Annotated in this window: 17 protein-coding genes; 15 read left to right on the top strand and 2 right to left on the bottom strand. The window is 33.1% G+C overall.

Going from position 1 to position 20147, the window contains the following annotated elements:
* Nucleotides 1-3: 3 nt before the first annotated feature.
* Complete coding sequence (locus SanJ4206_RS05860; protein WP_157622048.1) at nt 4-1335, bottom strand: relaxase/mobilization nuclease domain-containing protein; 1332 nt, start codon at nt 1333-1335, stop codon at nt 4-6.
* The gene (locus SanJ4206_RS05855; protein ID WP_157622047.1) at nt 1336-1695 is read right to left on the bottom strand and encodes a plasmid mobilization protein; all 360 of its coding nucleotides are present in this window, start codon (nt 1693-1695) and stop codon (nt 1336-1338) included.
* A gap of 303 nt (nt 1696-1998) precedes the next feature.
* On the opposite strand from SanJ4206_RS05855, the gene SanJ4206_RS05850 reads away from it, so the two are divergent.
* From SanJ4206_RS05850 to SanJ4206_RS05785, 15 genes are all read left to right on the top strand, one after another.
* Nucleotides 1999-2904: a helix-turn-helix transcriptional regulator gene (locus SanJ4206_RS05850; RefSeq protein ID WP_000794809.1), complete on the top strand. Its 906-nt coding sequence runs from the start codon at nt 1999-2001 to the stop codon at nt 2902-2904.
* Between the two features lie 53 nt (nt 2905-2957).
* Entirely contained in the window at nt 2958-3572 is a 615-nt protein-coding gene (locus tag SanJ4206_RS05845; protein WP_157622046.1) for a GyrI-like domain-containing protein, read from the top strand.
* An 11-nt stretch (nt 3573-3583) separates the two neighbouring features.
* The gene (locus SanJ4206_RS05840; protein ID WP_157622045.1) at nt 3584-4126 is read left to right on the top strand and encodes a ClbS/DfsB family four-helix bundle protein; all 543 of its coding nucleotides are present in this window, start codon (nt 3584-3586) and stop codon (nt 4124-4126) included.
* A 20-nt stretch (nt 4127-4146) separates the two neighbouring features.
* A complete protein-coding gene (locus tag SanJ4206_RS05835; RefSeq protein WP_000545649.1) occupies nt 4147-5022 on the top strand; it encodes an SPL family radical SAM protein in 876 nt (291 codons plus the stop codon).
* 239 nt (nt 5023-5261) lie between these two features.
* Nucleotides 5262-5675: an RNA polymerase sigma factor gene (locus tag SanJ4206_RS05830; RefSeq protein WP_222702860.1), complete on the top strand. Its 414-nt coding sequence runs from the start codon at nt 5262-5264 to the stop codon at nt 5673-5675.
* A 103-nt stretch (nt 5676-5778) separates the two neighbouring features.
* The gene (locus tag SanJ4206_RS05825; protein ID WP_157622043.1) at nt 5779-7533 is read left to right on the top strand and encodes a DUF262 domain-containing protein; all 1755 of its coding nucleotides are present in this window, start codon (nt 5779-5781) and stop codon (nt 7531-7533) included.
* Between the two features lie 498 nt (nt 7534-8031).
* On the top strand, nt 8032-8187 hold the full coding sequence (locus tag SanJ4206_RS09850) for a hypothetical protein (protein ID WP_001035198.1): 156 nt from the start codon (nt 8032-8034) through the stop codon (nt 8185-8187).
* Nucleotides 8188-8285: 98 nt separating this feature from the next.
* Entirely contained in the window at nt 8286-9950 is a 1665-nt protein-coding gene (locus SanJ4206_RS05820; RefSeq protein WP_157622042.1) for a recombinase family protein, read from the top strand.
* Nucleotides 9950-11617, top strand: coding sequence for a recombinase family protein (locus SanJ4206_RS05815; RefSeq protein ID WP_157622127.1), 1668 nt, complete (start codon nt 9950-9952; stop codon nt 11615-11617). Before SanJ4206_RS05820 ends, SanJ4206_RS05815 begins: the two co-directional genes overlap by 1 nt.
* Nucleotides 11610-13103 carry a recombinase family protein gene (locus SanJ4206_RS05810; protein WP_157622041.1) on the top strand — a complete coding sequence of 498 codons (1494 nt, stop codon included), beginning with the start codon at nt 11610-11612 and terminating at the stop codon, nt 13101-13103. The genes SanJ4206_RS05815 and SanJ4206_RS05810 overlap by 8 nt, the downstream gene beginning before the upstream one ends.
* Before the next feature lie 95 nt (nt 13104-13198).
* The gene (locus SanJ4206_RS05805; protein ID WP_050783106.1) at nt 13199-14071 is read left to right on the top strand and encodes an HsdM family class I SAM-dependent methyltransferase; all 873 of its coding nucleotides are present in this window, start codon (nt 13199-13201) and stop codon (nt 14069-14071) included.
* On the top strand, nt 14061-15551 hold the full coding sequence (locus tag SanJ4206_RS05800) for a type I restriction-modification system subunit M (RefSeq protein ID WP_003029179.1): 1491 nt from the start codon (nt 14061-14063) through the stop codon (nt 15549-15551). Before SanJ4206_RS05805 ends, SanJ4206_RS05800 begins: the two co-directional genes overlap by 11 nt.
* Nucleotides 15538-16116, top strand: a complete 579-nt coding sequence (locus tag SanJ4206_RS05795; RefSeq protein WP_022525012.1) for a restriction endonuclease subunit S — start codon at nt 15538-15540, stop codon at nt 16114-16116. Before SanJ4206_RS05800 ends, SanJ4206_RS05795 begins: the two co-directional genes overlap by 14 nt.
* Complete coding sequence (locus tag SanJ4206_RS05790; protein WP_022525011.1) at nt 16116-17219, top strand: restriction endonuclease subunit S; 1104 nt, start codon at nt 16116-16118, stop codon at nt 17217-17219. Before SanJ4206_RS05795 ends, SanJ4206_RS05790 begins: the two co-directional genes overlap by 1 nt.
* Nucleotides 17220-17222: 3 nt before the next feature.
* Nucleotides 17223-20138 carry a type I restriction endonuclease subunit R gene (locus SanJ4206_RS05785; protein WP_003029186.1) on the top strand — a complete coding sequence of 972 codons (2916 nt, stop codon included), beginning with the start codon at nt 17223-17225 and terminating at the stop codon, nt 20136-20138.
* Nucleotides 20139-20147 lie beyond the last annotated feature (9 nt).

Here is a 20147-nt window from a genome sequence, read left to right as displayed (position 1 = left end):
CACCTATCTCTCCATCTCCTTACCCATATATTTCTCATAATTTTTTCTGATTTGATACAGATCTTTCATATCAGACTTTGATGAAGAATACTCTTGCATTAGGGTATTCTTTTTTTCATGCAATGAATCAAGCTCTTTCAAAATATCCTTCGAATTTGGAAGTTTTGAGTAAGATTTTTTTAGGCCTGAAAGGGCATTTTCATAGAGTGTTATTTCTGATTTATGTTCTTCAAAAAAAGCCGTATCAGATGGATCTTTCTTATATTCTAAATAGATTTGACGATACAATTTTACAGTATGAACTTGTTCCATAATATTTGATAGAGTTGAAATTTTGTTATCAACAATTTTGATTTGATCCTGTAAATCTTGTCTTTTTAATGCACTCTCTTTAATGTATTCATCAAGCTGGGAGATAGACTTAAATCCTTTTTCACGCATCAAAAGTACAGTGTCGGCTGCAGTTTTTAAATTATGTTTTGTAGCCCAATACTCATAGCCTTTGCTTGATTTTATCTTTTCATTATTTGAAATATCTATAATATTGCCTACACGTTTTTTAACAGTATAGGTTCTTTGATTAGTATTATCTAAGATACGCTCTTTTAATCTATCTTCAGTATAATCTTCTCCAATAGTCTTAGCTCTTGTAAATCGTTCTTTGTCCTTGTGCTTAAATGCAATGTGTTTTCCATATTTGATCTCGTAATTAAGGGCAGCCATTCTCTTTATAAAATCATCCCAATCTTTGGATTGTTTAATAGCTCTATCTATATCAAATTGAAGTCTACTTTTCCAAGAAGTACCTTTCTTAAATTGGTCATTTTCATACCATGACTTACCATTAGTTTTATATTTCTTCCTATAAGTTTCGTAGAACTCATCAATAATAGATAGATTGTTTTCTTTGCATAGTTTATCACTTTGATACCTAATTTGATGATAGCTTCTCTTGTTGGATTGATAGCACTTGCCTGTAACCATATTTACATTATTGAAGATGATATGGTTATGGATATGACCTTTATCTATATGGGTTGTAAGTACGAACTCGTACTGATCCTTAAGTATTCTCTTACAAAGTTCCATTCCGATTTGATGTGCTATTTCTGGAGTAGCTTCACCAGGCATAAATGACTGAATAAGGTGTCTTGCAAGTACTGTTCCATTAACTTTATTATCTTCTCTAGTCTTCATAAAAGCAGTATGGGCGGTAGAAGCAAAGCACTTATTTGTGCTTACCAATAATTTTTCGTCTGTCTTTTCTTCATTTGTTATATAGACAATAGCAAGGTTAAGTGTTGATTTTATTGGATGTATTTTTGTGATTGCCATTTAAACCTCATCTCCTTTGTTAGTAGTTTTATTAAGTAGTAGGGAATGTATTTGCCATATTTCTTTTGATAGATGTTCAATGTGGGATTGTATATCTTTGATGTCATCGCTATAGATAACACCAGTAGAATTAACTCGTTTAGCAATTTGGTTTACACTACTTGCATACCTAAAAAGCAATCCTTGTATTTCTCTAAATGGTTGTAAATCGACAACATAAATATCTGATTCAGAGACTACTTTTCTTAGAAAATGGTTCATGGTCTTACACTTTGCCATCTTCATTTTCTTTTCAAAAAGTACTTTTTCTTCTTCTGTTAAGTTTATTTTCAGCTGAATATTTCTAATTCTATTTGCCATATTTGTTACTTCCTTTCATAAAATCTGGGGTCTTAGGGTACGCCCTAACAAGTTAAAAATTGATAAAAAAAGAAGCAACTCCACGAGTGGCTGCTTCATCGATTTTTCGTAAGTGGGTACACACTTACTGTGCTTGCTACATAAGAATGATTTGTAAAACAAGTGTTAAGCGAGATATGAGTTTGTGTCTTAATTATACCAAGTATTGAAGTTAATGTCAGCGTTTTATCTAAAACTCATTTATAACATGACAAAGAATGTCATATTTATGGTATAATAGTAACTACTAGGAGTGGTTAAATAATGAAAAACAATAGATTGTTTAAAATTTTGTATTATGTACTGGAAAAAGGAAAAGTAACGGCAAATGAACTTGCGGAAAAATATGAAGTGTCAATAAGGACAATTTATAGAGATATTGATGTCCTTAGCAGTGCCGGAATTCCCATCTATGCCACCCAAGGGAAAGGTGGTGGAATAGAAATAGCGGATGATTTTGTGTTGAAAAAATCATTTCTTTCTGAGAACGAGCAAGAACAAATTTTGATTGCCTTAAAAGGTTTGGAACTGACAAATAAAGAGTACGAAAATGAACTTTTAACAAAATTAACTGCTTTATTTAAAACTAAAAATACCAACTGGATAGAAGTCGATTTTACAAATTGGCAACGAAGCAAATCTTATGATGAATTATTTAAAGATATAAAATCAGCAATCATCAATAAAAATATTGTTAGTTTTACATATTTTTCCAGCAATAAAAAAGAAACTAGCAGAGAAGTAAAGCCAATCAGACTCCTTTTTAAAGGATGGGATTGGTATGTGTATGCATTTTGTTTGTCCAGAAATGATTTTAGATATTTTAAGCTGTCACGCATAAAAGAATTTGAAATTTTATCAAATACCTTTGAAGATGATTTTGATAATATCGTCTTAAAAAAAGAAATGGAGTATGAGGAAACTGTATTTGTTAAAGTAAAATTTGATAGAAAAATGGCTTTTAGAGTATATGATGAAGTATCCAGTGCTATTGAAGAAGATGAAGATGGAAATTTATATGCTACAGTAGAACTTCCCAATAATTACAATTTATATAACTATATATTCTCTTATGGAGATGCGGCAGAGGTGTTAGAACCGAAAGAAATTCGAGATAAAATAAAAAACATAATAAACTTTATGGATAAAAAATATAAATATGACATATGATGTCAAGTTAACTTTTGTATAATATATTTATCAGTACAAAGGAGAATTTTGCTATGAAATATGAATGGAAAAAAGAGGAAAAATATTTATATGGAGCGAAGCAAAAAGCGGAAATAATAGATGTTCCTAATCAGAAGTTCATTATGATAAATGGAGAAGGCAACCCCGATTTAACTGATTTTTCAGATAGAGTTTCGGCATTGTTTACATTAGCATATGGTATAAAAATGTTATTTAAAAAGACGAATATAGATGAAAATAATTCTTCTTACAAAGACTTTGCTGTATTTCCACTCGAAGGCATCTGGAGAAAAAACTCTGGAGAACAATTTGATAAAAATAAATTGAAATATGCAATTATGATTAAACAGCCAGATTTTACTACAAGAGATATTTTTGATTTAGCTATTAAGAATGTTAGAGAGAAAAAACCGAATAAATTATATGATGAAATCATTTTTGATAATGTAGAAGTTGGCAAAGCAGTACAGATTTTACATATTGGAAGTTTTGACACAGAACCATATTCATTTGAAAAACTAGAAAGTTTTATGGAAAAACATGGTCTTTTAAGAAAATTTGATTATCATACAGAAATCTATTTGAGCAACAAGAATAGAACATCAGAAGAAAACTTAAAAACCATATTGAGATATAGCGTAAAGTAGGAGGAAATATTATGCCAAGACCAAGAACAAAAGAAGATTTAATGATTGCAGCGAAAGAAAACTATGATAAGTTGAACGTGTTAATTGCTAAGCTGTCTGACGAAGAATTAAATACACCTTTTGACTTTTCAAGTGATGAAAAAAAGAAAGAGGCTCATTGGAAAAGAGATAAAAATCTAAGAGATATTTTGATCCATTTATCTGAATGGCACCAGCTTCTTTTGAATTGGGTAGATACAAATTTAAAGGGAGTGGCAAAACCTTTTATTCCAGCTCCATATAATTGGAAAACTTATGGAGATATGAATGTTGAGTTTTGGAAAAAACATCAAAACACTTCTCTTGAAGATGCAAAAGAAATGTTTCATAAATCCCATAAAGATATTTTAGAATTAGCTGAAAGATTTACAAATAAAGAACTGTTTTCAAAAGATGTCTATAAGTGGGTAGGAGGAAGTGTACTCGGTTCGTACTTTGTAAGCACTACTTCAAGCCACTATGATTGGGCGATGAAGAAATTAAAAGCACATCAAAAAAATTGTAATAAAAAATAAGCAGATATGGAGATGATAGAATGCATTTTATGAAGGTAAAAGGAATATTATCTTCAAAAAATGGAATGAATTTATTCAGAGGTTGTACACATGGTTGTATTTATTGTGACTCAAGGAGTAAATGCTATCAGATAAACCATAGATTTGAAGATGTAGAAGTTAAAGAAAATGCCCTACAACTTTTAGAAGATTCTTTAAGAAGAAAACGCAAAAAATGTATGATTGGATTAGGTTCTATGACAGATCCATACATTAAAGAAGAGCTTAGATTAAATTATACAAGGCAGGCACTTGAGGTAGTGAACAAATATGGATTCGGCATAACGCTTATAACAAAATCATCAAATGTGTTAAGGGATTTAGATTTATTGAAAGAAATAAACGCCAAGACTAAGTGTGTTGTTCAAATGACACTTACTACTTATGATGAAAAGCTATGTAAATTGCTTGAACCAAATGTTTCTACAACAAAGGAAAGATTTGAAACCTTACTTGCTTTAAGAGATGAAGGGATACCTACAATTGTATGGTTAAGTCCAATTTTACCTTTTATCAATGACACTGAAGAGAATCTAATGGGCATTTTAAATTATTGCAAGGAAGCAGAAGTAAAGGGGATAATTTGCTTTGGTATAGGTCTCACTTTAAGAGAAGGGAATAGAGAGTATTTCTATTGTGCATTAGATGAAAAATTCCCCAAGGTTAAAGATAAATATATTAAAACATTTGGAAATAGCTATATTGCTAACAGCAAGAATAATTCTAAATTAATGAAGATCTTTCATGACTTTTGTGAAAAAGAGAAAATAATGCATGACAATGATATTATTTTTGGCTACTTGAAAGAATTTGAAGAAAGAGAGATAAGTAGACAACTTAGTATATTTGATTTTTAGAAAATAGAAATAATACAAAAGGTTAAGGAGGACTTTTAAAGATGGTGTCACAAAGAACTAAATACGATACATATCTTAATATAAGCCCTTTTTTATATTTTCAATTTAGTAAATCATAAGGATTACCATGTAAATAATTTAATATTTTTCATCCATTATGGAGGATTCGGTATGCATAAATGCCGAAGTCCTCCTTTTTTGTTTTAAACAAGAAAACAAAGAAATGGAGGAAAATAAAAATGCGAAAAAATTATTTCTTGTTTGTGAATGGAAAAAAAGTGGAGGTTAGTGAAGAGATTTATAAAGTCTACTGGCAAGAAAAAAATCATGAAAAATATTTGAAGCAGGTGGATAGAAAAAATCACCTGCTTTTTTTCTCGTCTTTTGATCATGATGGACATTTTGAGGATAGTATAGTTGATGAGGGTTTTGATGTAGATAAGGTCGTTCAGACACAGATGATGATTGAGGCAGTGCGAGATGCACTGTCAAAATTGAATGATGAAGAAAGAGAAATCATTGATAGACTTTATTTCAATGACGAAACCATTCGTTCAGTAGCTGAAACTAAAAAAATATCTCATCCAGCTCTCATAAAGAGAAGAAATAAGATATTAGAAAAGCTAAGAGAATTGCTTAAAGACTTTAAATAGTGTTTAAAATAAGCAGGCAGAGTAAAATATGCCTGCTTTTAAAGTGGAAAATCATACCGAAAAATGGTATAATTAATATATATTTTTTGGGGGAGAAAATAAGATGAGCAGTGGTTTTCAATCTCCAATTACAATAAAAGATGCAATAGATAACATCCATAATAGACAATTTTTATTACCAGCAATTCAAAGAAAATTTACTTGGTCGAGTAATCAGATTGAGATGCTATTTGATAGTATTATGCATGGGTATCCTATTAATTCTTTTATGTTTTGGAAGATAACAGATAACGAAATAAAAAGTGGCTATAAATTCTATGAGTTTATAACTAGATACAGAGAATTTTTTTCGGAAAATAATAGAGATATTGATACAAAGGGAGTTCCTAATTTTGATGCAGTTATAGATGGGCAACAAAGATTAACAAGCTTATACATTGGCTTAAGAGGTAGTTATGCATATAAAATGCCTAGAAAATGGTGGAAAGATACAGAAGAATGCATTCCTACTAGAGAATTATATTTAAATTTAATTGCACCTATAAATCAAGAATATGATAATCAAAAGGAATTTGATTTTAGGTTTCTGTCAAAATTAGATTTAGAGAAATTTGATAAAGATAGAGATACATATTTTTGGTTTAGAGTCGGTGAAGTGTTAGACCTAGATACTATAAATAAAGTTTATAAGTATCTAAATGATAATAAACTAATGGATAATAATTATGCTTCCGATACATTAGTTCAATTATTTCAAGTTATTCATAAAGACAAGTTAATAAATTATTATCTACAAGAAGAACAAGAACCTGATAAAGTGCTTGAAATTTTTATTAGGACTAATAGTGGAGGGACACCATTATCTTTTTCAGATTTACTTATGTCTATTGCGTCTGCTAATTGGAAAGAGATAGATGCTCGTAAGGAAATAGAAAAATTAGTAGAGGAAGTTTATATAATTGGGCGTCCTGGTTTTATTATTGATAAAGATTTTGTTTTAAAAACTTGTTTAGTACTATTTATAGATGACATAAAGTTTAAATTAAAAAATTTCACACATGAAAATGTTAATGAATTTGAAAATAATTGGAGTAGAGTAAGAAAAAGCATAATTGCAGCATTTTCTTTATTCGAATCTTTAGGATTTAATGACAAAACTTTTAGAGCAAAAAATGCAGCAATTCCAGTAATATATTATATCTACTATAACAATCTAGAAACAACTATTTCTAGTCCTATCTACAAGAATAAAGAAAATAAAGATAGAATAGCAAAATGGTTAATACTTACGTTTATTAAGTCGGTATTCGGTGGACAAACTGATACCGTTCTAAAGAAAATGAGGGATGTTTTGAAAGCGAATTTAGGAAAGGACTTTCCGGATAAAGAGCTAATGGATGCTTTTAAAAATGATCCGGCAAGAAATTATAGTTTTGATGACGAATTTATAGATGGTTTATTAGAAGCAGAGAAAGATTCTAATAATGCATATTACATATTGCATTTAATGTATTCAAATTTGGATTTTTCAAACCAAGATTTTCATCAAGATCATTTACACCCGTCAACCATTTTCACTGACGAGAAAAAGTTTAATAATTTCATTCCATATGAAGTACAAGATTTTGCTAAGAAAAGAGAAAACTGGAATGGAGTTGCTAATTTGCAATTATTAAACGGAAGGCAAAACGAATCTAAGAATGCTAAGTCTCTTAAAGAATGGGTTAATGCGGAAAACAAGACACATGATGATTTATTTTTATCTGATGGAATTAGTTTGGAAATAAAAGATTTTAAGGATTTTATTATTGATAGAAAAACAAATATAAAAAAATATATTAAGAGTATTATTGGATAGTTAAATTAGCAGATCTTAATGGTCTGCTTTTTTTTTAAATTTCATAAATCTGGTTACCAAGAGGGATAAATTTTCACTATTAAAGTGTAGGGGGAAATTTATCCTTTTTGCTTTTGAGGTAGAAGAGAAAATCTATTCCGTTATTAAGCAAAGAATCCTACATAGCAGAAAGCTAATTGATCTTTGACAACTGAATAGACCAAGGTGGGACGTTATCCATTTGTGGAGAATTATGACCTACGCCAAGACTTTTCTGCTGATAGAGTTGGTTTAAATGAATACTGGTAAGTGCCAAGGATAAAAGAAAAAGAGCGATAAATAGGAATACATAAAGGATAGGTGTGGCAATCTATCTCTGTGATGCGAATGGTGATAATGATACTTCAATAGTTTAAGCCGGCTCGTCTTAATAAGGGGCGGTGGTGAGATTCCAATGTAGCAGCCAATGCACCTACCAATGTCATAAAACTTATTACAAAAAATAGTGAGGTTAAGACTATGAATAAGAAAAAAGAAGTTAAAAAAGATAAGGATAAGAAGCAAATAGCAGATGATTATTCTAAGAAAATAACCTACTCTACGAGCGAAAGTGAAAAGCTTGATTTACTTGATATTGTTGAGATGTATCTATGTAAATCTTGTGTCAGAATTTGAGGGGCTGACAAAGAGAAATAGGGTGCGGTAAAATATAGGTGGTAGAAGTAATCTTCCGAAATGACTATTTGCCAAAATATCATTTTAGGAGGATTGTTATGAGAAATACTGCGTGTATGTATCTTCGTCTTTCAAGAGAAGATGGAGATAGTAATGAAAGCAACTCTATTTCAAATCAAAGACAAATAATCAAATCTTACGCTAAAGAAAAGAACATAGATCTATCTTATGAATATGTAGATGATGGATATAGTGGTTCTAATTTTGAGCGTCCAGATTTTAAGAATATGATTGATGATCTGAATAAAGGAAAGTTTTCTATCATTATGGTAAAAGACTTATCTCGTTTCGGCAGAGATTATATTGAGTCTGGAAAGTATCTGCAAAAGATATTTCCTGAAAAAGGTATTCGCTTTATATCTGTAAATGATAACTATGATAGTGATAATGCGGATGTTAGCGATACACATTTAATACTTCCTATTAGAAATTTTATCAACGATAGTTATTGTCGAGACATTTCTATGAAGGTGAAGTCATCAAAACAAGTGAAAAGGAAGAATGGCGAGTTTATTGGATCATTTGCTCCTTTTGGCTATAAGAAAGATGATAAAAATAAACATCAGCTTGTAGTTGATACAGAAGTAGCTCATATTATTGAGCGAATATTTAATATGAAAATAGAGGGTTATTCCTCAAAGGCTATTGCCGACTTTCTAAACAGTATTGGAACAGTTACACCATCAAAGCATAAGGAAAATAATGGTGATAACTTCAATACTGGTTTTGTTGTGAAAAAAGCAAAATGGGATGCTAAGATGGTAAACCGTATTATTTCAAATAAGGTTTATATTGGTGTCCTGGAACAAGGAAAAACTGCAAAGTTAAATTATAAATCAAAACATGAAGTAGATGTTTCAAAAGAAGATTGGATTGCAATAGAAAATGCTCATGAAAGCATAGTATCAAAATCTATCTTTGCACTCGCAAATAAAATGCTACTTCGTGATGTGAAACAGTCCAAAGATAAGCCGTATATATTATCAGGGATGCTTTATTGTAAAGATTGTGGAAGTCCTATGGTTAGGCGAAAAGTAAGAGATAAGGTTTTCTATATTTGTTCTGAATATAACAATACTGGAGAGTGTTCAAGACACAGTATAAAAGAAGGCTATGTTACTCATGCAACCATTCATGCATTAAATGAATACCTATCTAAGTACAATGAACTGCTTAAAAAAGTTAGCGAAATAGATGTTTCAAAGTTTACATTAAAGGTTGATTTTGAGTCATTAAATGCAGAAAAAAGGAAGTATGAAAGACTTAGACAATCTCTTTATATGGATTTAGAAGAAGAACTTATAACGACTGAGGAATTTGAACGATTTAGAAAAAATTATCTTATCAAGATTAGAGAAATTGAGAAACAAATTATTACAAAGCAAAATATCGTAGATGAACTGAAAATGAAGATAAACGATAAAGGTAGTTTCGTTTCTGAGATAGTTCCTAATCTTGGAAGTGATGAACTGAATCGATTGTCTTTAGTGTCTTTTATAGATCGTATTGAGATTGGAGAGGATAATGCAATTAACTTTGTATTCAACAATATTGAAACAGTGAATCTGCTTCAAGCGATTGTGAATAGTGATAAGGTTGAAGCTAAGAACACACATAAGGCAAGATTAATATCAATGGGCAAGTTATTTGGTGAGCATTTAGAAAGAGCTGAACCTAAGCTTGCAGTTGGAGGTGTATGTTAATGGCAAGGACTTCCAAAAGATATATAAGAAAAAACGAAGAACAAGTACAAAAGGTATTTTATAAAGCGGGAGTATATACAAGATTATCCAGTGAAAGAAAAGAAGAATGGCGTGAGAAATCATCGTCTATCGAAACACAGGTGCTTTGTTGCAAAGAGTATGCTTTAAAGGAAAATATCAAAGTCGTAAATATCTACAAAGACTATGAATATAGTGGAACAAACTTTGAAAGACCACAGTTTCAGGAGATGATGCAAGATATTCGTGAAAGAAGAATTAATTGTATTATTATAAGAGACTTATCAAGACTTGGAAGAGAATATCTTGAGATGGGAAGACTTATAGACAAGGTATTTCCATTCTTAGGAGTAAGGTTTATTTCTGTTAATGATAAGGTTGATACCGTTAAGGATTTAGATTCTAAGAAATCATTTGAAGTAACTCTTAAGAATATCATCAACGATATGTATGCTAAAGATATTTCGGTAAAGATAAAGACAAGTAAGCATAATAGGGCAAGAAATGGATACTTTATTGGTTCTGTTCCACCTTATGGATATAAGGTAGTGAAATTAAAAGAGGGACAAAAGTTAGAAGTTGATGAGAATGTTAGGTTCATTGTTGAAGAAATGTTCCGATTGACACTTGAGGGGAAAAGCCAATATGAGGTTGCAAAGCACTTTAATACAAAGGGCTATGCGACAGGAATGGTTTATTACAAAACAGGTAGAATTTATAGACAAGATGGCGATCCACAGTGGAATAAAGGTACTATTTCGAAAATGCTTACTAATAGAGCTTATATAGGAACTTTAGTGCAAGGTGTTAAGCAACAAAATCTTGCAAAAGGAATGAAGCAACAATATGTAGATAAAAGTCAGCATATTATTTATGAAAATGCTCATGAACCAATCATTTCAAAAGAAAATTTTGAAATGATACAAGATGGAAGAAAAGAACGCTTAAAAAATCATGCTTTTGGAGCAGAACAACATAACTTTAAACGAGATTATGAAAATAGATATAAAGGCTTAGTCTTTAATAATGCAACAGGCAAAGAACTTTATCGAAGAACAAGAATTTATGGGATAAACCATGATAGGCTTAACTACTCTTTTCAAAATGATACTTGTACAGGCAAGATAGATAACGAAGTAAGAGTATTTATTATAGAAAGAGAACTTGATCAAGCAATGTCTGAAAAGGTGGCAGAGTTTATTACTAAGGCTACGAGTAAGGCAAAGCTAATAGAAAGAGTGTCTGCAAGGTTTTCTGAAAGCATAGATAAGCTAAACAAAGATATTTCAAAGCTTAAAATTAAGACAGAGAAGGAAGAATTCCTAATTCAAAAAGTTTATGAAGAATATAGCTTAGGCAAGGTTGATAGGGAAGTATATAGTCTTAAAAGAGAGATTGCTCTTAGCCATATTGCAACAATCAATAATGAAGTTATTTCGGTTGAAAAAATTGTAAAAGACCTTGAAAGGGATAAGAAAACATCTATTAAGTGGATTAAGGATGTGTTTTCGGCAAAAAAGGTTGAAAAATTACCAGCTGATTTAATTCATAGCTTAGTGGAAAAGATAATTGTCTATGGTAATCATAACTTTGAAATAATCTTTAAATTTAATATGGATAGTTTGATGGGAGGTGTGGAAGATGAGTAAAATTGCACTCTATATCAGATTATCTGTAGAAGATCAGATGAAGAAAGATGAGAGCGAAAGTATTATAAATCAAAGGTATTTCCTGAATGATTTTCTTGATAGAAATGACGAATTTAAAAGCTTCAAAAGAGAAGAATATGTTGACGATGGATACACAGGAACAAATGAGAAAAGACCATCTTTTCAAAGAATGCTTGAGGAAGTTAAGAGTGGTAAAATCAATGCCATTATTGTAAAAGACTTATCAAGGTTTATGAGAGATTACATTTCACTTGGTGATTATCTAGAGAATATATTTCCGTTTCTTGGTATTAGATTTATTGCTATTAATGATGGCTATGACAGTGATAAGGAAAAAGGAAATGGGACAGATCTTGATATTCAGTTTAAAGGGCTGTTATATGACTTCTATACAAAGGATATTTCGCAGAAAGTAAAGACCGTTACAACGGAACTAAAGAAGCAAGGAAAGTTTCTTGCTTGGAGTCCACCATTTGGTTATATGAAAGATCCGGATAATAAGCACAACATTATTCTTGATGAAAAGACAGCTTGGATTGTGAGGAAGGTATATGATTTAGCACTTACAGGACTTGCATCGAGAAAGATTGCAGCAGTTATGAATGAAGAGAATATACCAACACCAAACGAGCGTAAAAAAGAACTTACCAATATGGATTATGAATATAACATAGTATCATCAGATACAAGAGATGCACCAACATGGACAAATGGTACAGTGGTAGATATTTTATCCAATGAAAATTACACAGGCACTTATGTCTTCAATATGCAAGAAAAATCGGTATTAAATCCCAGTAGTTTTAAATTTAATCCTAAAGAAGAATGGGGTAGAGTTTATGACCACCACGAAGCTATCATTTCAAGAGAAGAATTTGATAAGGTTCAAGAAATTAAAGAAAAAAATAGCTTTCTAAAAGGGAAAAATACTGACTATCCATGGAGAAAGCATTCTCCATTACAAGGATTTGCAAGATGTCCTACTTGTAACCATATTCTGGGACTTACTCAATCAAAATTTAAGCGACCAGATGGAAGTATGAGAATACATAAGTATTTTCATTGTAGGATCTGCAAGTGCAATAATGTAGAACATAAAAATTCAAGAGTAGATAAGTTAGAGAAGCAGGTGTTTACACTTATTAAAGAGAAATATGGCGAAGCAGAAGTAAAGCCCAAAGAAAAAATAAGCATTAAAAATATAGAGAAAAAGATAGAAAAGCTTCAGGCGAAGAAGATGGCTGATTTTGAAAAATATAAGCTTGGTAAAATGACGAAAGTTAAGTTTGTAGAAAGAAAAAGCCAGATAGATAAGGAAATCGAGAAACTTGAAGAAAAGATAAAACTATCTTCTAATGAAACAGAAGTAGTAACAGATAATGAACTTACACGGGAACTTATGGAAAAGTATGTTGAGTCAGTTATCTGTGAAGGTAGTATAGTTCAAAAAATCATATGGAAATAGACACAAGAGGGAGTGAGAAATCACTCTCTTTTTGCTGTCTAAAAATAGACAATAAATTTTGTGTCAGTCGCTTGACACGAGAGGGTACTGGCGGTATGCTGATTGAGGCAATTCGTCACATTGGCGATAAGCAAATGACTTACGGAAGAATCTATGGTCAGGAGAATAATCTGTCTACATCAGCAATTGCAAGAATGAACTTGTTCTTACATGGTGCTAGCGACTTTAAGGTTGCACAGGGTGATACTTTGAGAACACCAAAGTTTATTGAACATGGACAGCTTCAGAAATTTAATTGTGTTCTTGCAAATCCGCCATTTGGTCAGGAGAAGTGGGGAGCTGATAGCTTTGAATCAGATAAGTATGGCCGTAATATGTGGGGCTGTCCTTCAGATTCTAATGCAGATTTTGCATGGCTTCAGCACATGATTAAATCCATGAAACCGATGGACGGTAAAGTTGCAGTTGTTCTTCCACAGGGAGTTTTATTCCACAACGGCAAAGAAGGAGATATCCGTGAACAGCTTATCAAGAGTGATTTGATAGAAGCAGTAGTGGCTCTTGCAGGTGGTGTGTTCTATGGAACTGGCGTATCTGCTTGTATTCTGTTCTTGAATAATCATAAGAGACCAGAACATAAAGGTAAGGTTTGCCTGATTGATGCGACAAATATCTATACTCCAAAACGCGCACAAAACTTAATGGAAGAGAATGATATCAATGAAGTGTTCAAGCTTTATCAGGAGTATAAAGATGTCATTGAAAAATGTAAGATTGTATCTATTGCTGATTTAGATGCAGCAGGAAATACGCTTGCAGTAAATACTTATATTGAAAAGAAAAAACAAGAGGTTGTTGCTCCTGAAATAGTGAGAGCACAATATTTCGAAGCATTGGAAAATGTTAAGAAAGCAGAAGTAAAGATGAAAGCATTGTTGATTGAAGGAGGTTATGTCGATGAGCAGTAAGATTACAATTGATGAATTAGAAAAATACCTCTGGGGTTCAGCAGTACTTCTTCGTACACATGTTGATGCTGGAGCGTACAAACAATACATTTTCCCTCTTTTATTTTTCAAACGTCTTAGTGATGTTTATGACGAGGAATGTGAGAAGGTAAGAGCTGAGTTTGGAGAAGAGGCACTTGATTGGGAAGAAAACCATCAGTTCCAAATTCCAGACGGAGCACATTGGAATGATGTAAGAAATGTATCGCAGGATGTTGGTAAGGCAATTATTGAAGCTTTCCATAAGATTGAAGCGGCAAATCCTGAGAAGCTTCATGGTATTTTTGGTGACGCATCCTGGACTAATAAGAACCGCTTGCCAGACAGACTTTTGAAAGACATGTTGGAACATTTCAGCACTAAAACATTATCTATAGCAAATTGTCCTGCTGACGAATTAGGTCAGGGATATGAATATCTTATCAAACAGTTTGCAGATGATAGCGGTCATACAGCACAGGAATTTTATACAAACAGAACTGTAGTTAATTTAATGATAGAAATGCTTAAACCACAGCCGAGTGAGTCAATTTATGATCCTACATGTGGAAGCGCAGGTATGTTAATTTCTGCGGTTGCGTATTTGAAACAACAAGGACTTGAATGGAGAAATCTTTCTATCTACGGACAAGAAATTGTAACTCTTACATCAGCGATTGCAAGAATGAATCTTCTTCTTCATGGTGTACAGGACTTCAATATTGTAAATGCGGATACATTAAAAACACCGGCGTTTACTGATCATGCAAAATTACAACAGTTTGATTTGATTTTAGCAAATCCTCCTTACTCTATAAGCCAGTGGGATAGAACAGCTTTTGAGTCAGATAAGTACGGACGTAACTTTTTAGGAACACCACCGCAGGGGCGTGCTGATTATGCATTTTTCCAGCATATATTAAAGAGCCTTGATGAAAAGACGGGACGATGTGCGATACTGTTTCCTCACGGTGTTTTATTCAGAAATGAAGAAAAAGACATGAGAGAGAAGCTGGTTAAGTCTGATCTTGTAGAATGTGTAATTGGTTTAGGGCCTAATCTTTTCTACAACTCTCCAATGGAGGCATGTATTATCATTTGCAGGACTAGAAAAGCTGTAAATCGTGAAGGACAAGTATTATTTATTAATGCACTAAATGAAGTTACACGAAAGAATGCTCAGAGTTACCTTGAAGATAAGCATATTGAAAAGATTGCTAAAGCATACGACAAATATGAGTCGGATGGTGATATCGCTAAAGTGGTTACTATAAAGGATATAGCAAAGAATGATTACTCTCTTAGTATTCCTTTGTATATTCAGACAAGTAGCGAGGAACAAGAAGATGATAGAACTATCCAAGAATGTTATTCAGACTGGAAAGAAGCAGCTGAAATGGCATCAAGACATTTTGAATCAATAAATAAAATGATCGGAGGTGATGGTAATGGCGACAGTTAAGCTTGGAGATATTGCAATTGAGGCTAAATCATCAAATAAAGGTGATAAAACCGGAATAAGAATAGTTGGACTAGAGCATCTTACTCCATCAAATGTTACGTTATCATCCTGGAGTGACGACACAGAGAATTCGTTTACGAAGGAGTTTTCAAAGGGCGATGTTTTATTTGGTAGAAGACGTGCTTATTTGAAGAAGGCAGCAGTAGCACCATTTGATGGAATTTGCTCAGGAGATATTACTGTTATAAGAGCAATAGAGGACAAGGTTGATCCTGATCTTTTGCCATTTATCATTCAGAATGATTTCCTTTTTGATTTTGCTGTAGGAAAATCAGCTGGGTCTTTATCACCTCGTGTAAAATGGACACATTTAAAAGAATTTGCTATAGAGCTTCCATCAATGCCAGAACAAAGCAAATTAGCTGAAACATTATGGTCAATCAATGAAACTAAGAATGCGTATGAAGATTTAATAAACAAGACTGATGAATTAGTGAAATCGCAATTTATCGGGCATAGAAGCACTGAAAATATGCGCATTTTCGATGTGAGGAGGTGTGCATAATGGGAACTTTTAAGTTCGATGGAATCGCATTTAATAGTACTGAAAAGAAGAAGCCTGTTGATGAGGATAAGCACACATATCTAGGTTTAGAACATTTGGATTCAGACAGTATTTACATCACAAGGTACGGAGCTGATGTTGCACCTAAGGGTGACAAGCTAATCATGAAAAAGGGAGATGTGCTTTTTGGAAAAAGAAGAGCATATCAGAAGAAAGTTGCAATAGCTCCGTTTGATGGAATATTCTCTGCACATGGTATGGTGCTAAGACCAAAGGAAGATGTAATCGACAAAGATTTCTTCCCAATGTTTATAAAATCAGATTATTTCTTAGATGCAGCGATTAAGATTTCTGTTGGATCTTTATCTCCAACCATAAATTGGAGAGATCTAAAAGAACTGAAATTTGAGTTACCATCTTTGGAAGAACAGCGTAAATTGGCGGAGGTCTTATGGGCTATTTACGACATGAAGGATAAGTATAAAAAGCTTATTTTAGCCACTGATGAGCTCGTTAAGTCGCAATTTATCGAGATGTTCACAGATGTCAAAAAAGGCATACTAAGTGATATGGCTACCATCATCATGGGGCAGTCACCTGATGGGAAAACGTATAATGATACTGGTGATGGAATGGCATTTTATCAGGGCAAAACGGAGTTTGGGGATTTATATATTCGTGAAGCTACTACATGGACTACCGCTCCTTCAAGAATTGCAATAGCGAATGATGTACTGATGTCTGTAAGAGCCCCTGTTGGTAGTACAAATATAGCAACTGAGGAATGCTGTATTGGACGAGGTTTGGCGGCAATCAGACCCATAGAAGAAAAAACCACAACTATGTTTATTATCTATGCAATGAGGGTTATTGAAGATACCATAGCAAATATGGGTGTGGGGTCAACCTTCAAAGCAATTAACAAAGACCAAGTTCATAAATTACCAATTCCGTTAGCGAACATTGAACTTCAAAACCAATTTGTTGAACTCGCTGAGCAGAGCGATAAATCAAAATTTGCACTACAAGAAGCAATTAAGGATCTGGATGCCTTAAGTAAGAAAATTATAGCTGAGAATTTAATTCCAGCTGGGAAGGAGTAAACTATGTCACAGTTTAATGAAGATAATACTGTTGAGCAACTTTTTATAGAGACTCTCAAGAAGAATGGTTGGAAATATATCCCGGCAGAACAGCTTGATAGAGAACCTTCTGATGTGATGGTAGAGTCCATGGTAAAGAATGCTTTAATAAGATTAAATCCTGAAATTGAAGAGGAACCATCCAGAGCTGATGAAGTTATTTATAAACTTCGTGCTATGTTGCAGCCTTTTCCGGCAGATAATTTGGTTGCTCAAAATGAAGGTTTTAAGAAAAAGGTTTTTGAAGAAAATTCATATTCTTTTGGTAAGGATGGAAAACCGACACCAATAAAGCTTTTTGGAACTCTTACAAAAGCGGAACTTGATAAAAACGAGTACGTTGTTACTAACCAGTGGGTATATCCTACTATTGAGAATGGCAAACGCTTTGATATAGTGCTTCTTATCAATGGATTGCCCGTTGCGATCGGTGAACTTAAAACACCAGTAAGAAATGCAATTTCATGGCTTGATGGTGCTCAGGATATTTCTGACTATGAAAAATCGGTGCCAGAAATGTTTGTACCTAATGTGTTCAACTTTGCGTCAGAAGGAAAATGCTATAGATATGGTTCGATAAATATGCCGCTTACTAAGTGGGGACCTTGGCATACTCCGGATCATAAAGTAGAAGGTAGTCTTGCTGATGTAAAAATTAGTGTTGCAGATATGATTACCCCTGAGAAAGTGATGGATATCATGCAATTCTTCACAGTATTTTCTACGGATAAGAAACATCGTAAGATTAAAGTTATTTGTAGATATCAGCAGTATGAAGCAGCAAATTTAATTATTGATCGTGTCAAAGTAGGATATCCAAAGCAGGGATTGATTTGGCATTTTCAGGGCTCTGGTAAGTCATTACTTATGGTGTTTGCTGCTCAGAAACTTAGAATGATGCCCGAACTTCAAAATCCTACAGTTGTTATTGTTGATGACCGTATTGATTTGGAAACGCAGATTACGGGCGATTTTAACGCAGCAGATATTCCAAACCTACAGTCTTTATCAACGAAAGAAGATTTGATGAACTTCTTTGAACAGGATATGCGTAAGATTGCGATTACTACAATTTATCGATTTGGTGATGTTGAAAAAGCTCTTAACATGAGAGATAACATCATTCTTATGGTCGATGAGGCACATAGAACACAAGAAGGTGACTACGGTGAAAAGATGCGTCTAGCTTTACCTAATGCATTCTTCTTTGGTTTAACTGGTACTCCAATTAATAGACTCGATAAGAATACATTTAAAACATTCGGTGCTATTGAAGATAAGAGTGGTTACATGAGTAAGTATTCATTCTCAGATTCCATCAGAGATAATGCCACACTACCACTTAACTTTGAACCAGTTCCGATTGATTTACATGTTGATAAAGAAAAGCTTGATCAGGCATTTGATGAAATGACGGATGGTTTATCTGACGAGGATAAAGGCGAACTTTCTAAAAATGTTACGATGAAAGCCATCATGTATGACCGTAAGCGTATCAAAAAGGTTGTAGAACATATTGTTAACCATTATAAGACAAAGATTGAGCCAAACGGATATAAAGCTCAGATTGTTGTTTATGATCGTGAATGCTGTTTGATGTATAAGGAAGAATTGAATAAGTTGGTTCCTCCAGAAGCATCCACAATTGTCATGACTACAGGTGATGATAAAGCTGGCCGTTACAAACAATATAAGAGAAGCCGTGATGAAGAAGCGAAGGTACTTGATCAGTTTAGAGAACCAAGCAATCCATTAAAGTTTGTAATTGTAACTAACAAGCTTTTGACTGGATTTGATGCTCCAATTTTACAGGTCATGTATTTAGATAAGCCTATGAAGGACCATAACTTACTTCAGGCAATCTGCAGAGTAAATCGTACTTATGATGAAGGTAAAACTAACGGTTTGATCGTTGATTATATAGGTATCTTTGATAATGTCGCCAAAGCATTGAACTTCGATGAAGCAGGCATGAAAAAGGTTGTTACAAACATTGAAGAAGTTAAGAAGCAAGTTCCTGCAATTATGAGAAAATGTCTCAGCTATTTTATGGGAGTAGACAGAACTGTAGAAGGCTGGGAAGGATTGTTGGCCGCACAGGAATGCCTGCCAAATAACAAAATCAAAGATGAGTTTGCAGCAGATTATAGAGTTTTAAATCGTGCATGGAACGCACTATCACCTGATCCGTTCCTTGAACCATTTAAATACGATTATGTATGGCTTAGTAAGGTATACGAATCAGTGAAACCGACTGATAACAGAGGACAGCTTGTATGGGCGGCCCTTGGAGCGAAAACACTTGAACTTGTTTATCAGCATATTGAAGTCGGAGAGGTTCATGATGATGTTGATATTCTTACATTGGATGCTGCGTTAATCGATGAGTTTATCGAGAAGCAAAAGGATATCAAGAAAACTACAATGAAGGTTGAAATCGATCTTGTTGCAAAAATTCAAAAGCATAGCCGAAATCCTAAGTTCCAGAAGCTTGGTGAAAAATTGGAAGAGCTTAGAGAAAAGCATGAGCAAGGATTGGTTACTAGCATTGAGTTCCTAAAATTGCTGTTAGAGCTTGCTAAAGAAGCAGTACGTGCAGAAAAAGAAGTTGTCCCTGAAGAAGAAATCGACAGAGGAAAAGCTGCTCTTACAGAATTATTTAACGGACTTCGTAACGATAAGACACCTGTCATTGTAGAAAGAATAGTTTCAGACATCGATGATATCGTAAAAATCGTTAGATTCGATGGATGGCAGAATACAACAACTGGAAAGAATGAAGTTAAGAAGGCCCTAAGAAGTGTTGTTTGGATTAAATACAAAATAAAGGATAAGGACGTGTTTGACAAAGCGTACAGCTATATTGAACAGTACTATTAATATCCGCAT

Origin of the sequence: Streptococcus anginosus, assembly GCF_001697145.1 — a bacterium.
Lineage (GTDB): Bacteria > Bacillota > Bacilli > Lactobacillales > Streptococcaceae > Streptococcus > Streptococcus hominis.
The sequence above is the reverse complement of the archived record's forward strand: the minus strand, read 5'-3'. Positions and strand labels throughout refer to the sequence as shown.

Coding starts and splice junctions, on each gene's coding strand:
- SanJ4206_RS05800 (WP_003029179.1), top strand. CDS start 14,061: ATGAGCAGTAAGATTACAATTGATGAATTAGAAAAATACCTCTGGGGT.
- SanJ4206_RS05835 (WP_000545649.1), top strand. CDS start 4,147: ATGCATTTTATGAAGGTAAAAGGAATATTATCTTCAAAAAATGGAATG.
- SanJ4206_RS05805 (WP_050783106.1), top strand. CDS start 13,199: ATGCTGATTGAGGCAATTCGTCACATTGGCGATAAGCAAATGACTTAC.
- SanJ4206_RS05785 (WP_003029186.1), top strand. CDS start 17,223: ATGTCACAGTTTAATGAAGATAATACTGTTGAGCAACTTTTTATAGAG.
- SanJ4206_RS05845 (WP_157622046.1), top strand. CDS start 2,958: ATGAAATATGAATGGAAAAAAGAGGAAAAATATTTATATGGAGCGAAG.
- SanJ4206_RS05860 (WP_157622048.1), bottom strand. CDS start 1,335: ATGGCAATCACAAAAATACATCCAATAAAATCAACACTTAACCTTGCT.
- SanJ4206_RS05855 (WP_157622047.1), bottom strand. CDS start 1,695: ATGGCAAATAGAATTAGAAATATTCAGCTGAAAATAAACTTAACAGAA.
- SanJ4206_RS05830 (WP_222702860.1), top strand. CDS start 5,262: ATGCGAAAAAATTATTTCTTGTTTGTGAATGGAAAAAAAGTGGAGGTT.
- SanJ4206_RS05790 (WP_022525011.1), top strand. CDS start 16,116: ATGGGAACTTTTAAGTTCGATGGAATCGCATTTAATAGTACTGAAAAG.
- SanJ4206_RS05850 (WP_000794809.1), top strand. CDS start 1,999: ATGAAAAACAATAGATTGTTTAAAATTTTGTATTATGTACTGGAAAAA.
- SanJ4206_RS05810 (WP_157622041.1), top strand. CDS start 11,610: ATGAGTAAAATTGCACTCTATATCAGATTATCTGTAGAAGATCAGATG.
- SanJ4206_RS05820 (WP_157622042.1), top strand. CDS start 8,286: ATGAGAAATACTGCGTGTATGTATCTTCGTCTTTCAAGAGAAGATGGA.
- SanJ4206_RS05840 (WP_157622045.1), top strand. CDS start 3,584: ATGCCAAGACCAAGAACAAAAGAAGATTTAATGATTGCAGCGAAAGAA.
- SanJ4206_RS05795 (WP_022525012.1), top strand. CDS start 15,538: ATGGCGACAGTTAAGCTTGGAGATATTGCAATTGAGGCTAAATCATCA.
- SanJ4206_RS05825 (WP_157622043.1), top strand. CDS start 5,779: ATGAGCAGTGGTTTTCAATCTCCAATTACAATAAAAGATGCAATAGAT.
- SanJ4206_RS05815 (WP_157622127.1), top strand. CDS start 9,950: ATGGCAAGGACTTCCAAAAGATATATAAGAAAAAACGAAGAACAAGTA.
- SanJ4206_RS09850 (WP_001035198.1), top strand. CDS start 8,032: ATGAATAAGAAAAAAGAAGTTAAAAAAGATAAGGATAAGAAGCAAATA.